Annotated in this window: 11 protein-coding genes and 1 pseudogene; 5 read left to right on the forward strand and 7 right to left on the reverse strand. The window is 70.7% G+C overall.

All coding sequences use genetic code 11. From position 1 onward, the window contains the following. Positions 1–117: 117 nt before the first annotated feature. Positions 118–960 (reverse strand): 16S rRNA (adenine(1518)-N(6)/adenine(1519)-N(6))-dimethyltransferase RsmA, encoded by an 843-nt coding sequence (gene rsmA / locus OVA26_RS12710; RefSeq protein ID WP_268104305.1) that lies wholly within the window; start codon positions 958–960, stop codon positions 118–120. A gap of 67 nt (positions 961–1027) precedes the next feature. Here rsmA and OVA26_RS12715 point away from each other — a divergent pair, with 67 nt between their 5' ends. Further along, positions 1028–2488, forward strand: coding sequence for a sugar porter family MFS transporter (locus OVA26_RS12715; RefSeq protein WP_056228707.1), 1461 nt, complete (start codon positions 1028–1030; stop codon positions 2486–2488). Positions 2489–2585: 97 nt separating this feature from the next. On the opposite strand, the gene OVA26_RS12720 is transcribed toward OVA26_RS12715, so the two are convergent. The 3 genes from OVA26_RS12720 to rsmI all read right to left on the reverse strand — a co-directional run bounded on the left by OVA26_RS12720 (position 2586) and on the right by rsmI (position 6123). Further along, entirely contained in the window at positions 2586–3476 is an 891-nt protein-coding gene (locus OVA26_RS12720) for a TatD family hydrolase (protein ID WP_268104925.1), read from the reverse strand. A 107-nt stretch (positions 3477–3583) separates the two neighbouring features. Continuing rightward, positions 3584–5158, reverse strand: a complete 1575-nt coding sequence (gene metG, locus OVA26_RS12725) for a methionine--tRNA ligase (RefSeq protein WP_268104306.1) — start codon at positions 5156–5158, stop codon at positions 3584–3586. Between the two features lie 146 nt (positions 5159–5304). Then, complete coding sequence (rsmI, locus tag OVA26_RS12730; RefSeq protein WP_268104307.1) at positions 5305–6123, reverse strand: 16S rRNA (cytidine(1402)-2'-O)-methyltransferase; 819 nt, start codon at positions 6121–6123, stop codon at positions 5305–5307. A gap of 23 nt (positions 6124–6146) precedes the next feature. On the opposite strand from rsmI, the gene OVA26_RS12735 reads away from it, so the two are divergent. Further along, positions 6147–7718 (forward strand): dolichyl-phosphate-mannose--protein mannosyltransferase, encoded by a 1572-nt coding sequence (locus tag OVA26_RS12735; RefSeq protein WP_268104308.1) that lies wholly within the window; start codon positions 6147–6149, stop codon positions 7716–7718. Positions 7719–7824: 106 nt separating this feature from the next. Next, positions 7825–8586, forward strand: a complete 762-nt coding sequence (locus tag OVA26_RS12740) for an AAA family ATPase (protein WP_268104310.1) — start codon at positions 7825–7827, stop codon at positions 8584–8586. 6 nt (positions 8587–8592) lie between these two features. Here the strand turns inward: OVA26_RS12740 and OVA26_RS17365 are convergent, their stop codons facing one another. From OVA26_RS17365 to OVA26_RS12750, 3 genes and pseudogenes are all read right to left on the reverse strand, one after another. Then, positions 8593–8907, reverse strand: a complete 315-nt coding sequence (locus OVA26_RS17365) for a hypothetical protein (RefSeq protein ID WP_326493379.1) — start codon at positions 8905–8907, stop codon at positions 8593–8595. A 1076-nt stretch (positions 8908–9983) separates the two neighbouring features. Beyond that, positions 9984–10409 (reverse strand): annotated as a pseudogene (locus OVA26_RS17370) (thioredoxin domain-containing protein); the annotation flags it as partial. Positions 10410–10428: 19 nt separating this feature from the next. After that, a complete protein-coding gene (locus OVA26_RS12750; RefSeq protein ID WP_268104311.1) occupies positions 10429–11265 on the reverse strand; it encodes an aldo/keto reductase in 837 nt (278 codons plus the stop codon). 104 nt (positions 11266–11369) lie between these two features. On the opposite strand from OVA26_RS12750, the gene OVA26_RS12755 reads away from it, so the two are divergent. Then, positions 11370–12623 carry an LCP family protein gene (locus OVA26_RS12755; protein WP_268104312.1) on the forward strand — a complete coding sequence of 418 codons (1254 nt, stop codon included), beginning with the start codon at positions 11370–11372 and terminating at the stop codon, positions 12621–12623. Positions 12624–12687: 64 nt separating this feature from the next. Further along, positions 12688–13839: a glycoside hydrolase family 3 N-terminal domain-containing protein gene (locus OVA26_RS12760; RefSeq protein WP_268104313.1), complete on the forward strand. Its 1152-nt coding sequence runs from the start codon at positions 12688–12690 to the stop codon at positions 13837–13839. Positions 13840–13862 lie beyond the last annotated feature (23 nt).

A 13862-nucleotide genomic window follows, 5' to 3' on the forward strand; every position in this document is an offset into this window, starting at 1 on the left:
GTCGTCGACACGCCGCGTACCGGCCGGCCCGCACGGCGAGTCGCCGAACGCCCCGCCGTCGGGCACACGCGGCCCGCCTGCCGCGCCCCGGCACGGCGGCCGCGATCAGCCGAACCGTCAGGACGACGCGGCGATGCGGGCGTAGTCCTCGACCGTGAGCTGCTCTCCGCGGAGGGTCGGGTCGACCCCGGCCGCCTCGAGGCGCGCCGAGGCTTCGGCCGCGGTGCCGCCGAGCACGCCCGACAACGCCTGACGGAGCATCTTGCGGCGCTGCTGGAAGGCGGCATCCACGATCTGGAAGGTGCGCAGCCGGTGCTCCTCGGTGCCCCGGGGCTCGGCATCCCGATCGAAACCGACCAGCACGCTGTCGACGTTGGGCACGGGCCAGAACACCTGACGCGACACCGTGCCGGCCAGACGCCACGAGCCGTACCAGGCGGCCTTGACGCTCGGGGCTCCGTAGACCTTCGACCCGGGAGGGGCGGCCAGGCGCTCCCCCACCTCGGCCTGCACCATCACGACACCGCGCTGCAGATAGGGGAAGGTCTCGAGGAAGTGCAGGAGGACCGGCACCGACACGTTGTACGGCAGGTTCGCGACCAGCACGCTCGGCTCACCGGGGAGCTCGTCGACGCGCAGGGCATCGGCGTCGATGACCGTGAGGCGATCGGCGGGAACGTCGTGCGCGGCCGCCGTGGCCGGAAGACGCTCGGCGAGGCGGTGGTCGATCTCGACGGCGACGACCGAGGCGCCCGTCTCGAGGATCGCGAGAGTGAGGGATCCGAGGCCCGGACCGATCTCGACGACACGATCGGATGCCGTCACCCGGGCCGCCTGCACGATCTTGCGGACGGTGTTGGCGTCGACGACGAAGTTCTGCCCGAGCTTCTTGGTGGGAGTGACGTCGAGGTCGGCGGCGAGCCGACGGATCTCGGCGGCACCGAGCAGGGAAACGGGCATTGTTCCACTGTAGTCAGCGATCCCGCCAGTACCCGCCGCGTCGGATACGCAGGAGTAGCGTGATGAGGTGAGTCAAACGCAGTCCATCCCCTCGAACGCCTTCACCCTCAGAAGCCCCTACGGGCGACGAGCCATCGGCCTCTCGGTCGCGGCCGCGGTGGGCGGTTTCCTCTTCGGCTTCGACTCCTCCGTCATCAACGGCGCGGTCGACGCGGTCGACGGCAACTTCGAGCTGGGGCAGGTGCTCACCGGTTTCGTCGTCGCGGTGGCCCTGCTGGGCTGCGCGGTGGGAGCCATCATCGCCGGCGCCCTCTCGGACCGCTGGGGCCGGTTGAAGGTCATGCTGCTCGGCGCGGTGCTGTTCTTCGTGTCGTCGATCGGTGCGGCCCTCACCTTCAGCGTGCCCGACCTGATCCTCTGGCGCGTGATGAGCGGCCTGGGCATCGGCATCGCCTCGGTGGTCGCTCCCGCGTACATCGCCGAGGTCGCGCCCCGCCAGATCCGCGGCTCGCTCGCGTCACTGCAGCAGTTGGCCATCACCCTCGGTATCTTCGGCGCGCTGCTGTCGGACGCCCTGCTCGCCAACTCGGCCGGCGGTGCGGCGAACCAGCTGTGGCTGGGCCTCGAGGCTTGGCGCTGGATGTTCCTGGTGGGCGTGATCCCCGCCGCCGTCTACGGCATCCTGTCGTTCACCGTCCCCGAGTCGCCGCGCTACCTGCTCGCCAAGGGCAAGCGCGACGAGGCGAAGGCGATCTTCGCGCGCCTCGTTCCGCCGGCCGATCTCGACAAGACGATGAACGAGCTGTCGAACACGATCGAGGCCGATCGCAAGAACAAGAACGTGTCGCTGCGCGGACCCGTGCTGGGCCTTCAGGGCATCGTCTGGACCGGCATCCTGCTGTCCATGTTCCAGCAGTTCGTCGGCATCAACGTGATCTTCTACTACTCCACGACGCTCTGGAAGGCCGTCGGCTTCGACGAGAGCAACTCGCTGCTGATCTCGGTGATCACCTCGATCACCAACGTCGTGGTCACCTTCGTCGCGATCTTCCTGGTCGACCGCGTCGGCCGCAAGCCCATTCTGCTGACCGGCTCGATCCTCATGACCGTCTCGCTCGGAGCCATGGCCCTGTCGTTCGCGTTCGCGACCGGCTCTGGCCAGGACGTCTCGCTTCCCGCCCCGTGGGGAAGCGTCGCGCTCGTCGCCGCGAACGTCTTCGTCGTCGGCTTCGGAGCCTCGTGGGGCCCGCTCGTATGGGTGCTGCTCGGCGAGATCTTCCCGAGCCGCATCCGCGGCAAGGCGCTCGGTGTCGCCGCCGGCGCGCAGTGGATCGCCAACTTCGCCATCACGGTGTCGTTCCCGGCGATGTCGAGCTGGTCGCTCCCGCTCACCTACGGTATGTACGCGCTGTTCGCCGGGCTGTCGTTCGTCTACGTGCTGCTGCGCATTCCCGAGACCAAGGGCATGGAGCTCGAGCAGACCGAGACCCTGTTCGTCCGCAAGCCGAAGGACAAGGCCAAGGCCTGATCCCGGATGCCAGAAGGCCGGCGCCCCGCGGGGTGCCGGCCTTCGTCGTTCTCAGGGTGGCGTCGAGGGCGAAACCCCGACGGAGATCCGCGCGCGCTCAGTCCTCGAACGCGCCGTAGACCTCCAGCGTGTTCGCGGCGACCTGGGCGCCGAGCTCGTCGGCATCCATCGCCAGCTCTGCCGCGAGGAAGCGAAGCGTCACCGGGATCAGGTACGGCGCGTTGGGGCGGCCGCGGTACGGCGCGGGCGTCAGGAACGGGGCGTCGGTCTCGACGAGGATGCGGTCGAGGGGCGTCACCGCGAGCGCGTCGCGCAGGTTCTGCGCATTCTTGAACGTGACATTGCCGGCGAACGAGAGGTAGTAGCCGCGGTCGGCGGCGATGCGCGCCATGCCGGCGTCGCCCGAGAAGCAGTGGAAGACCGTCTTGTCGGGAGCACCGACGCGCTCGAGGGTCTCGAGCACGGCGTCGTGGGCGTCGCGGTCGTGGATCTGCATCGCGATCCCGTGCTTCTTCGCTAGCGCGATGTGCGCCTCGAACGAGCGGATCTGGGCCGGGATACCGTCGGCCTCGGTGCGGAAGAAGTCGAGCCCCGTCTCGCCGATGGCCCGCACCCGCGGCTCGGCGGCGAGCTCGTCGATGACGGCGATCGCGGCATCCAACTCCCCCGCCTGCTCGTACGCGGGAGCCTCGTTCGGATGGATCGCCACGGCTGCGAGCACGCGCGGGTGCGAGCGCGCGGCCCACGCCGACCACCGCGAGGAGTCGATGTCGCCGCCCGCCTGCACGACCCCGTGCACACCGACCGCGAGAGCGCGCTCGAGCTGCTCGTCCAACGAAAGGCCGGTCTCGCCGTCTTCGATCTCGAGGTGCGTGTGATTGTCGTAGACCGGGATGCCGAGAGGCTCGGGCGCCGGCGGATAGCTGACGTCGCGACGACCGTCGACCGAACGCTCGCGCACGTACTGGCTCGGATCGCCGTCGCCGATCGTGTCGCGGGGACGCTCGACCGGCGTCGAGCCGGGGGCGGCGGCCGCTGCGGAGGACCCTTCGACGGACCCAGGGACCGCCGCCGCCGACTCGGAAGGCACCTGCGTCACGCCTGCTCGACGCGCGGGAAGAGCGGGGTGAGCGACGTGACCGTGGCGCCCGCGGGCAGCAGGCCCCAGGCGCCCGCCTGGCGGATCGGCTGCGCGACGAGAGCGCCGAGGCCGTCGGCCGCGCCCAGCGCGACCCACAGCTTCGACGTCGACTCGGGCATGACCGGCGACAGCAGCACCGCGAGGGCGCGCAGGCCCTCGGCCGCGGTGTACAGCACCGTGCCCAGGCGCTCGCGCGTCGACACGTCCTTGGCCAGGGCCCACGGCTCGTTTTCGGTGATGTAGCCGTTCAGCGCGTCGACGATCGTCCAGATCGCGGCGATCGCCTCGTCGGTGCGGAATCGCTCGATGGCCGCGTCGGCGGTGGTCGCGGCATCCGCCACGATCTTCTGGATGGTCAGGTCGCTCTCGGTGTACGCGGCCGGCGCCGGCACGACGCCCTCGAAGTACTTCGAGATCATCGCGACCGTGCGCGAGGCCAGGTTGCCGAAGCCGTTGGCGAGCTCGGCCTGGTAGCGGGCCGACAGGTCTTCCCACGAGAACGAGCCGTCCTGGCCGAACGCGATCGCCGAGAGGAAGTAGAACCGGTACGCGTCGGAGCCGAAGACGTCGGTGATCTCGGTGGGCGCGATGCCGGTGAGCTTCGACTTCGACATCTTCTCGCCGCCGACGAGCAGCCATCCGTGCGCGAAGACGCCGCGCGGCACGTCGAGGCCCGCGGCCATCAGCATGGCCGGCCAGATCACGGCGTGGAACCGCAGGATGTCTTTGCCGACCACGTGGAACGCCGGCCAGCGACGCTCGAACTCGGCGGGGTCGGTGCCGTAGCCCACGGCGGTGGCGTAGTTGAGCAGGGCGTCGACCCACACGTAGATGACGTGCGAGGGGTCCCACGGAACCGTGATGCCCCAGTCGAACGCCGAACGCGAGATCGAGAGGTCCTTCAGACCGCTACGAACGAACGACACGACCTCGTTGCGCGCGGACTCGGGGCGCACGAAGTCGGGCTCCGTCTTGTACAGCTCGAGCAGCCGGTCCTGGAACTCGCTGAGCTTGAAGAAGTAGTTCTTCTCCTGCAGCAGCTCGAGGGGCTTGGAGTGGATCGCGCAGACCTTGAGGCCCTCGAAGGGGCCGGTTCCGTCGACGATCTCGGCCTCGGGCTTGAACTCCTCGCAGCCGACGCAGTACAGCGCCTCGTACTCGCCCGCGTAGATGTAGCCGCGGTCGAAAAGCGCCTTCACGAACTGCTGCACCCGCTCTTCGTGGCGGGGCTGCGTGGTGCGGATGAAGTCGTCGTTGGCGACGTCGAGCGTCTCGAGCAGCGGGAACCACGACTCGGTGACGAGCTTGTCGACCCACTCCTGCGGGGTGACGCCGTTGGCGGCGGCGGCGCGGAGCATCTTCTGCCCGTGCTCGTCGGTGCCGGTCAGCATCCAGGTGTCGTCCCCCGCCTGACGATGCCAGCGGGCGAGCGTGTCGACGGCGACGGTCGTGTACCCGTGCCCGATGTGGGGCAGATCGCTGGGGTAGTAGATCGGCGTCGTGATGTAGAAGGATCGGCCGGAAGTCACCTGGAGATTCTACGGGGAGCCTCCGACACGGCCGACCGTGTGACGGGCCCGCCGGCGCTCCTCGCGCGTGAGGGGTCAGTTGGTGTCGCCGAGAAGCGCGCCAGGCGACACATATCGACCCCTCACGCGAAGACGCGCGGAGACGCTCAGCGCTTCACGGCGAGCGCGGCCTGGTACAGCTCGCGCGACGAGTGACCCGTCTGCGACGCCACCTCCGCGGCGGCCTCTTTGAGCCGCGTGCCGCCGCGCACGAGCTCGAGCACCTGGGTCACGGCATCCGGGAACGCCACCTCGCGCGCCGAGGCGCCGCCGACGACGATCGCGATCTCCCCACGCACGCCCTCGGCCGCCCACGCGGTGAGCTCGGCCAGGGTGCCGCGCTTGACCTCTTCGTACAGCTTCGTGAGCTCGCGGCAGACGGCGGCGGGACGATCGGAGCCGAACGCGCTCGCGAGATCTTCGAGAGTGGATGCCAGGCGCGAGGGCGACTCGAAGAAGACGAGGGTCCGCTCCTCCGAGGCGAGCTGTGCGAAGGCCTTGCGGCGCTCCCCCGGCTTGCGGCGCGGGAAGCCCTCGAAGGCGAAGCGGTCGGTGGGGAGCCCGGCGACCGCGAGCGCGGTGACGACGGCGCTCGGCCCGGGGATGGCCGTGACGGTCACGCCGGCGGCGGCCGCAGCCGCGACGAGCCCGAAGCCCGGGTCGCTGACGGTGGGCATTCCCGCGTCGCTCAGCACGAGCAGGTCGTCTTCGCGCGCGAGTTCGACGAGCTCGGCCGCGCGCTCCTTCTCGTTGTGGTCGTGCAGGGCGATCAGGCGCGGGCGGTTCTCGACCCCGAGGCCGGCGAGCAGGCGCTGCGTGGTGCGGGTGTCTTCGGCCGCGACGACCGTGGCGTTCTCGAGCGCCTCGATCAGACGCTTCGAGGCGTCGCCCAGGTTGCCGATGGGGGTCGCCGCGAGGATGATCACCGTTCCACCTTAGGCTGGGGCCCGTGACCACCGCCGTCCCTCCGCTGCTCCCCGTCGTCGAGCAGACGCGCATCGACCGGTGGCGCGACGCCCTGCTCGCGAGCCCCCGCGGATCCCGCCTGTGGCGCTGGCTCGCTCCCCTGCTCGTCACCGTCGTCGCGGCGGTGCTGCGGCTGATCGACCTCGGCAACCCGCACCAGCTGGTGTTCGATGAGACCTACTACGTGAAGGACTCGTGGAGCCAGTGGGTGCTCGGTTACCCCTCGACCTGGCCCGACGGCGCCGACGCCAGCTTCGTCGCGGGTGACACCGACGTCTTCACCGGCATCGGCAGCTACGTCGTGCACCCCCCGCTCGGGCGCATCCTCATCGGCGCGGGCATGGCGCTGCTGGGCCCCGACTCCGCGACCGGTTGGCGCATCTCGGCCGCGGTCTTCGGCACCGCGACCGTGTTGCTGGTGTATCTGCTCGCGCACACGCTCATCCGCTCGATCCCGTTCGCGACCGTGGCATCCGGTCTGATCGCGATCGACGGCCTCGGCATCGTCCTGAGCCGCATCTCGCTGCTCGACATCTTCTTGACGTTCTTCGTCGTGCTGACCTTCTGGTTCGTCGCGCTCGACCACCGCCGCACCGCCGACCGCCTGCGAGCCGCGATCGCGGCCCTCCCGGGCGAACGGCACACCTGGGGCCCCGTGCTGTGGAACCGTCCGTGGTTGGTCGCCGCGGGAGCCGCCGCCGGAGCCGCCACCGCCGTGAAGTGGTCGGGGCTGTACGTGCTGGCCGCCGTCGGCCTGTACGCCGTGATCACCGACGCGCTCGCCCGTCGCCGCGCGGGGATCGATCAATGGCCGATGGATGCCGTCCGCCAGGGGCTCGCATCGTTCGTGCTGCTCGTACCGGTCGCGGTCGTCGTGTACGTGGCGAGCTGGTCGGGTTGGCTGTTCACCAACGGCGGGTGGATGCGCGGCACCCCGGTCGCCGCGACGGGTATCTGGGGGTGGATCCCCGAGCCGCTTCGACAGCTGTGGGCGTACCACCAGGAGATGTACAACTTCCACGTCGGACTCGTCACCCCGCACAGCTACGCGAGCCCCGCCTGGCAGTGGCCGCTGCTCATCCGCCCCACCTCGATGTACTGGCACCAGGACCAGACCGGGGTCAACGGGTGCGCCCTGCCGACGGGGTGCACCGAGGCCATCTCGAGCATCGCGAACCCGATCATCTGGTGGGCCGGGGTCGCGGCATCCCTCTACCTGCTCGTACGATTCGTCGTCGTCCGCGACGGGCGCTTCGCTCTCGTGCTGACCGGGCTCGCCGCCACCTACGTGCCGTGGCTGCTCTACCCCGAGCGCACGATCTTCCAGTTCTACACGGTCGCGATGCTGCCGTTCCTCGTGCTCGCCCTCGCCTTCGCGCTGCGCGATGTCGCCCGCGGGGTGAAGGACGCCTCGAGAGCGAGCGGGCAGGTCCTCGTGCTGGTGTTCCTGGGACTCTGCCTCGTCATCTCGGCGTTCTGGTACCCGGTGTGGGCGGGTCTTCCCGTCCCGTACGAGTTCTGGCGCCTGCACAACTGGCTGCCGACCTGGATCTGAGCCGGATGAGCGGGCGGCGGGAGCGGACGGGTGGAGTGCATCCGGCGCGCCGGGGGCTCGGCATCCGCCGCTCTGCTCGCCACCGACCGACCACCGGGTGGGGGCGATGACCCGCGGGGATGAGTGGCTGAACGATCCGCGGCCGGTGCAGCGGGTCAAGGTGTTCAGCGATGCCGCCGTGAACCCCGCCGCGTGGCCGGCCACCGTTCCCGCGGTCGCGCAGTTCCTCGAGGTGGCGAGCGGCGAGGGATGGGAGTTCGGGCCCGGCGTGACCTTCCTCGTCGGAGAGAACGGGTCGGGCAAGTCGACGCTCATCGAGGGCATCGCCGAGGCGGCCGGCCTGCCGGCCGAGGGCGGCTCGACCAACGGCGGCGGCGAGACTCGGCGAACCGAGAGTCCGCTCGGCGAGTGGCTGCGCATCGAGCGGAGCCCGCGCGCCCCGCGGTGGGGGTTCTTCCTGCGGGCCGAGACGATGCACGGCTACTACAGCTGGAGGGACGACCTGGGCGGCCCGGCCCCGAGCCTGCACACGATGAGCCACGGCGAGTCCTTCAACGCCTTGCTCGACGAGACGCTCGACCACCCGCACTATGTCTCGGGCCTCGCCTGCCTCGACGAGCCCGAGGCGGCGCTGTCGTTCTCATCGACGCTGCGCTGGCTCGCCTCCCTCGACCGCATGCGCTCCCGCGGCACCCAGGTGATCTGCGCCACCCACTCCCCCGTGCTGGCCGCGTTGCCCGGGGCGACGATCCTCGAGCTGGGCGACTGGGGCATCCGCGAGAGCGCCTGGGAAGACCTGGAGCTGGTGCGGCTGCAGCGCGGGTTCCTCGAGTCGCCGGGGCGGTACCTGCGGCATCTGTTGGAGTGACCGCCCTCAGCCCAGCCGCCCCGCATCCGTCGTCGGCAGCGCGCAGGCGAAGGCGCGGCAGTCGTACGCCGTCGCCTCGCCGCCGAGTGCGACCTTGCCCTCGAACAGCGTGAACCCGGCCTCGGCGAAGGCGAGAGCCTGCGCGGGCGACACCACCGCCACGACATCGGCGGCGACGCGGCGCGCGGCCTCGGCGATCTCGGCATCCGTCTCGCCCACCACGACAAGCTGGCGCGGGGCCGACACCAGGCCGAGGGCGACCTCGAGGATCGCTCCGTGCGCCAGCGGCGACGCCAGCGCGGCATCGGCGGCGGCGCGCACGAGCGTCTCGGCCGCGGTGCGGTACGGCTCCCCGCCCCGAGGCGCCAGAGGTCGAGAGCGGCCGCGGCGAACACCGACGGGCCCGAGGGCGAGGCGCCGTCGGTGGGCACGGCGTGCGACTGCATGCCCTGAGCGACGAGCACGGGGTCCCCGCCGCCCGGAGGATGGATGCCGTCTGCGCCGAGGCACAGATCGACCAACGCCCGGGCCCGCGACGCGTAGGCGACCTCGCCGGTCGCGCGAGCGAGCGCCAGGAGGCCCCGAGCAAGACCGCCGTAGTCCTCCAGCGTCGCCGGGGCTGCGGAGCGGACCTCGTCGAGCGAAGCCCGTCGGAGGGTTCCGTCGTCGGCGACGTTGCTCTCGAGCACGGCGTCGGCGGCCCACCGGGCCGCCTCGAGGAAGCGCGGGTCGGTGCGGGTTCCGGCGGCGGCGAGAGCGGCGATCGCGTGTCCGTTCCAGCCGGTGACGGCCTTCGCGTCGAGCGCCGGAGGCTGCAGCCCCGAGCGATCGGAGGCGCGGTAGTACCCGCCCTCGGTGCGGACCCCGTCGATCACCGACTCGGAGTCCTGGGCTGCGGCGATTCCGCCCGAGGGCAGCTGCAGCACGTCGACGAGGAACCGCGCGGCATCGGTGGCGACGGCGTCGTCGCCCGCGGCGAGCGCCACCTCGACGAGACCCGCGTTGTCGGTGAGCATGCGCTCGTAGTGCGGCACACTCCAGTCGCGGCGGGTGGCGTAGCGGAAGAAGCCCCCCTCGACCAGGTCGTGCAGGTCGGAGCGGGCCATGGCGGAGAGGGCGCGGGATGCCACGTCAGCGGCATCCGGAGCATCCGCCGTCAGAGCCGGGTGCTGCAGGAAGCGCAGAACGGGAGTGTTCGGGAACTTCGGGGTCTCGAACGCGGGCCCGGCGGCGAAGCCGGAGTACTCGCGGTCCTCGCGGGCCACGACGGTCCGCGCCGCGGCGGCGAGTTGCTCGAGGGAGGGAGGAGCGTCTGCCGCTGCGGTGGCGGCGGCGGCCAGAGCCTCGCGGAGGGAGGAGCCCGTGGCATCCACTTCGTTCCGGCGTTCGGTCCACGCCTCGCGGACCGCGGCGAGCACCTGACGGAACGAGGGCTGGGGAGGGCGCGGGGCCGGCGGGAAGTAGGTGCCGGCGTAGAAAACGCGCCCCTCGGGCGAGGCGAAGACCGTCAGGGGCCACCCGAGGTGCGGGGTGAAGGCGGATGCCGCGTCGAGATAGGCGGCGTCGACGTCGGGATGCTCCTCGCGATCGACTTTGATCGACACGAAGCCGGCGTTGAGTTCGGCAGCGGTCTCGGGGTCTTGGAACGACTCGCGCGCCATCACATGACACCAATGACAGGTGCTGTACCCGATCGAGACCATCACGGGGACGTCTCTCTCGGCCGCGAGCGCGAACGCCTCGGCCCCCCAGGGGAACCACGCGACGGGATTGTCGGCGTGGGCCCGCACGTAGGGGCTCGAGGCGTTCGCGAGGCGGTTCATGCGCGCGGGTGCGCCGACCTCAGTTGAGGTCGTCGGGGTGCGTGCCCACGCGGCCCGAGCCGTCGCCCGGGTCGACCGCGTCGATCGCGGCCATCTCGTCGGCGGTGAGCTCGAAGTCGAACAGGTCGAAGTTCTCCTCGAGGCGCTCGCGGCGCACCGACTTGGGGAACACGATGAACCCGTGCTGGATGTGCCAGCGCAGCACGGCCTGAGCGGGGCTCTTGCCGTGGGCTTCGGCGGCATCCTTCACCGCGGGGATCTCGAACAGGTCGTACTTGCCCTGGCCGAGCGGGCCCCACGACTCGATGTGCATGTCGTGCTCCTGGCCCCAGGCCGCGATCTCGCGCTGGCTGAGGGCGGGGTGCAGCTCGATCTGGTCGACCACGGGGGTCACACCGGTCTCGGCGACGATGCGGTCGAGGTGCGGCACGAGAAAGTTCGAGACGCCGATCGAGCGGGCCTTGCCGGCCTCGCGGATCTCGATCATCTTCTGCCACGCGTGGACGTAGTTGTCGTTCTTCGGCGTGGGCCAGTGGATGAGGTACAGGTCGACGGCGTCGAGCTGGAGCTTCTGCAGGCTCTCGTCGATCGCGGCGAGCGGCTCGTCGCCGTCGTGGCGGTCGTTCCAGAGCTTGGTGGTGACGAAGAGCTCGTCGCGCGCGATGCCGCTCGCGGCGATGGCGCGGCCGACGCCCTCTTCGTTCTTGTAGATCGCGGCGGTGTCGATGTGGCGGTAGCCCACCTCGAGGGCCTCGGACACGGCACGCTCGGCGTCGTCGGCGGGCACGAGGAACACGCCGTAGCCGAGCTGGGGGATGGAGTTTCCGTCGTTGAGCTGAACTGAAGGAACGGTCATGAGAAGAGCCTAGGAGCGGTGTCTCGAAGAGTTCTCGGGGTTGACGCGCGGGTCGAGTCCTTTATCCCCCGCCTTCTCGCACCCCGGCGTGGTTGACTACCGAAATGACGCCGCAGCCTCCCACCCGGCACGCTCGACGCGACCCTTCCTCGGCCTGGCGTCGGGGAGCGAAGCTCGTCGCCATCGCCGTGACCGTCGTGCTCGTCGCGGCCGTGGCGGTCGGAGGGTTCTACGCGTTCTCGCTGTCGCAGCGTCTGCAAGACGCCGCCGTTCCCCTCAAGGACGCCCCGGCCGAACCGCCCGCGCTGAGCGCCTACAACGAACCCTTCTCGGTGCTCGTCGTCGGTACCGACGAGTGCGACGACCAGGTGAAGGCGGCTTTCGGCGCGCGCTGCTCCGACCCGGGCAACGAGGGCACCCGCAACGACGTCAACATGCTCGTGCACGTCTCGACGAACCCCCGTCGCGTCACCGTCGTCTCGTTCCCCCGCGATCTGCAGATCGGCATCCCGGAGTGCACGGGAGCCGACGGCTCGACCTCGTCGGCGTCGTCCAAGGCCCCGATCAACTCCGCGTACGAAGCCGGCGGACTGACCTGCGTCGCAGACACGGTCTCGGAGCTGAGCGGACAGAGCATCCCGTTCGCCGCGAAGGTGAGCTTCGGAAACGTCGTCAACATCACCGACGCCATCGGCGGCGTGGAGGTCTGCATCGGCGGCGACGGCATCGACGACCCCGACGCGGGGATCGACTGGGAGCCGGGCCCGCGCGTCGTCAAGGGCTACGATGCCCTGGCGTTCCTGCGCACACGCAAGGGCATCGGCGATGGCAGCGACCTCGCCCGCATCGGAAACCAGCAGCAGTACCTCTCGCGGCTGATCAACAAGCTGCGCAGCGACGAGGTGCTCTCGAACCCCGGCACCCTCATCGGGCTCGCCAACACCGCGGTGAACAACATCGAACCGAGCGAGAGCCTCGCCGACCCGATCCGCATCGCTCAGCTGGCCTACACCCTCAAGGACGTGCCGTTCAGCGACATCACGTTCGTGCAGTTCCCGGTGGTCGACGACCCCGCGGACAACAACCACGTGATCCCCGACCAGGCGTCGGCCGCAACCCTGTGGGAGGCGCTCGACACCAACGCCCCTCTGCAGCTGACCGGCGAAGAGGGAGCCAACGGCGGAGTCATCGCCGACCCCTCGGCCCCGACCCCCGCGCCGAGCGAGCCCGCCCCCGCGGCGAGCACCCCCGCACCGGATGCCACGGACGCCAGCGCCGCGCCGGGCGTCGTCGAACTGCCGAGCAACGTCAGCGGAACGAAGGCAAACCAGGCCACCTGCTCCGCCGGCAACGGGTGATCGCCGCGCGCGGATCAGCGTCAAGACCCGGGGACCGTCCAGAGTCATCGGCGACGATCGAGGGGTGAAAACCGCCACGCGCTCGACGACCCTCCTCCTGCTCGCGGCCCTGACCCTCACCGCGTGCGCCCCGGCCGCGGCGCCCGCGCCGACGGCATCCCCCTCTCCGTCCCCGACGCCGACGCCCACCGCGACCCCGGATCCCCTCGCGGGGATGAGCCTGCAGGACAAGGTCGGCCAGATGTTCATGGTCGGCACGTCGGTGGAGGGCGCCAACCCCACGACGCTCGCCGCCGTGCGCGACGATCACGTGGGCGGGATCTTCCTGCACGGAAGGTCGGATGCCGGCACCCAGGCCACCGCAGACCTGATCGGGCAGTTCACCTCCACCGTCGGCGCGGCCGCTCCGCAGCTGTGGGTCGCCACCGACCAGGAGGGCGGCACCGTCCAGGTGCTGAAGGGTCCGGGCTTCGACCGCATCCCCTCGGCCGTCGAGCAGGCCGCCCAGACCGACGCGGCCCTGCGTTCCTCCGCCGCGACCTGGAGCACGCAACTCGCGCAATCGGGGGTGAACATGAACCTCGCTCCCGTCGCCGACATCGTCACGAGCCCGGAGTTCGCGGCATCCAATCCTCCGATCGGCGCGCTCGCGCGCGAGTACGGCTACGACGAGACCACTGTCGCCACCAAGGTCGGCGCGTTCGCCGCCGGCATGCGCGACGGCGGCGTGATGCCCACGCTCAAGCACTTCCCGGGCCTGGGGCACGTCGACGAGAACACCGACACCCGCACGGGCGTCACCGACGACACGGTCACCGCCGACGGCGCAGACGTGGGCGTGTACGCGAGCGTCCTGCCCCAAGGGGACGCGATCGTCATGATGTCGACCGCGATCTACGCCCGGATCGACCCGAGCGCGCCCGCCGCGTTCTCACCCGCGGTGGTGGACGTGCTGCGCGACCGCGTCGGGTTCGACGGCGTGATTACCGTCGACGACCTGTCGGCGGCGCGCCAGGTGCAGCCCTGGTCTCCGGCCGATCGCGCCACCCTCGCCGTGGACGCCGGGGTCGACCTGCTGCTGGTCTCGGCCGACCCCTCGGTGTACCCCGACATGCACCAGGCGGTGCTGGCGCGCGCCGAGAGCGACCCCGCGTTCGCCGCGAAGGTGGATGCCGCGGCCCGGCGGATCGTTGAGCAGAAGGCGTCGATGCCGTAGGCGCTCCCCCCGTGAGGAGTCGC

The organism is Microbacterium sp. SL62 (genome assembly GCF_026672635.1).
Lineage (GTDB): Bacteria > Actinomycetota > Actinomycetes > Actinomycetales > Microbacteriaceae > Microbacterium > Microbacterium testaceum_A.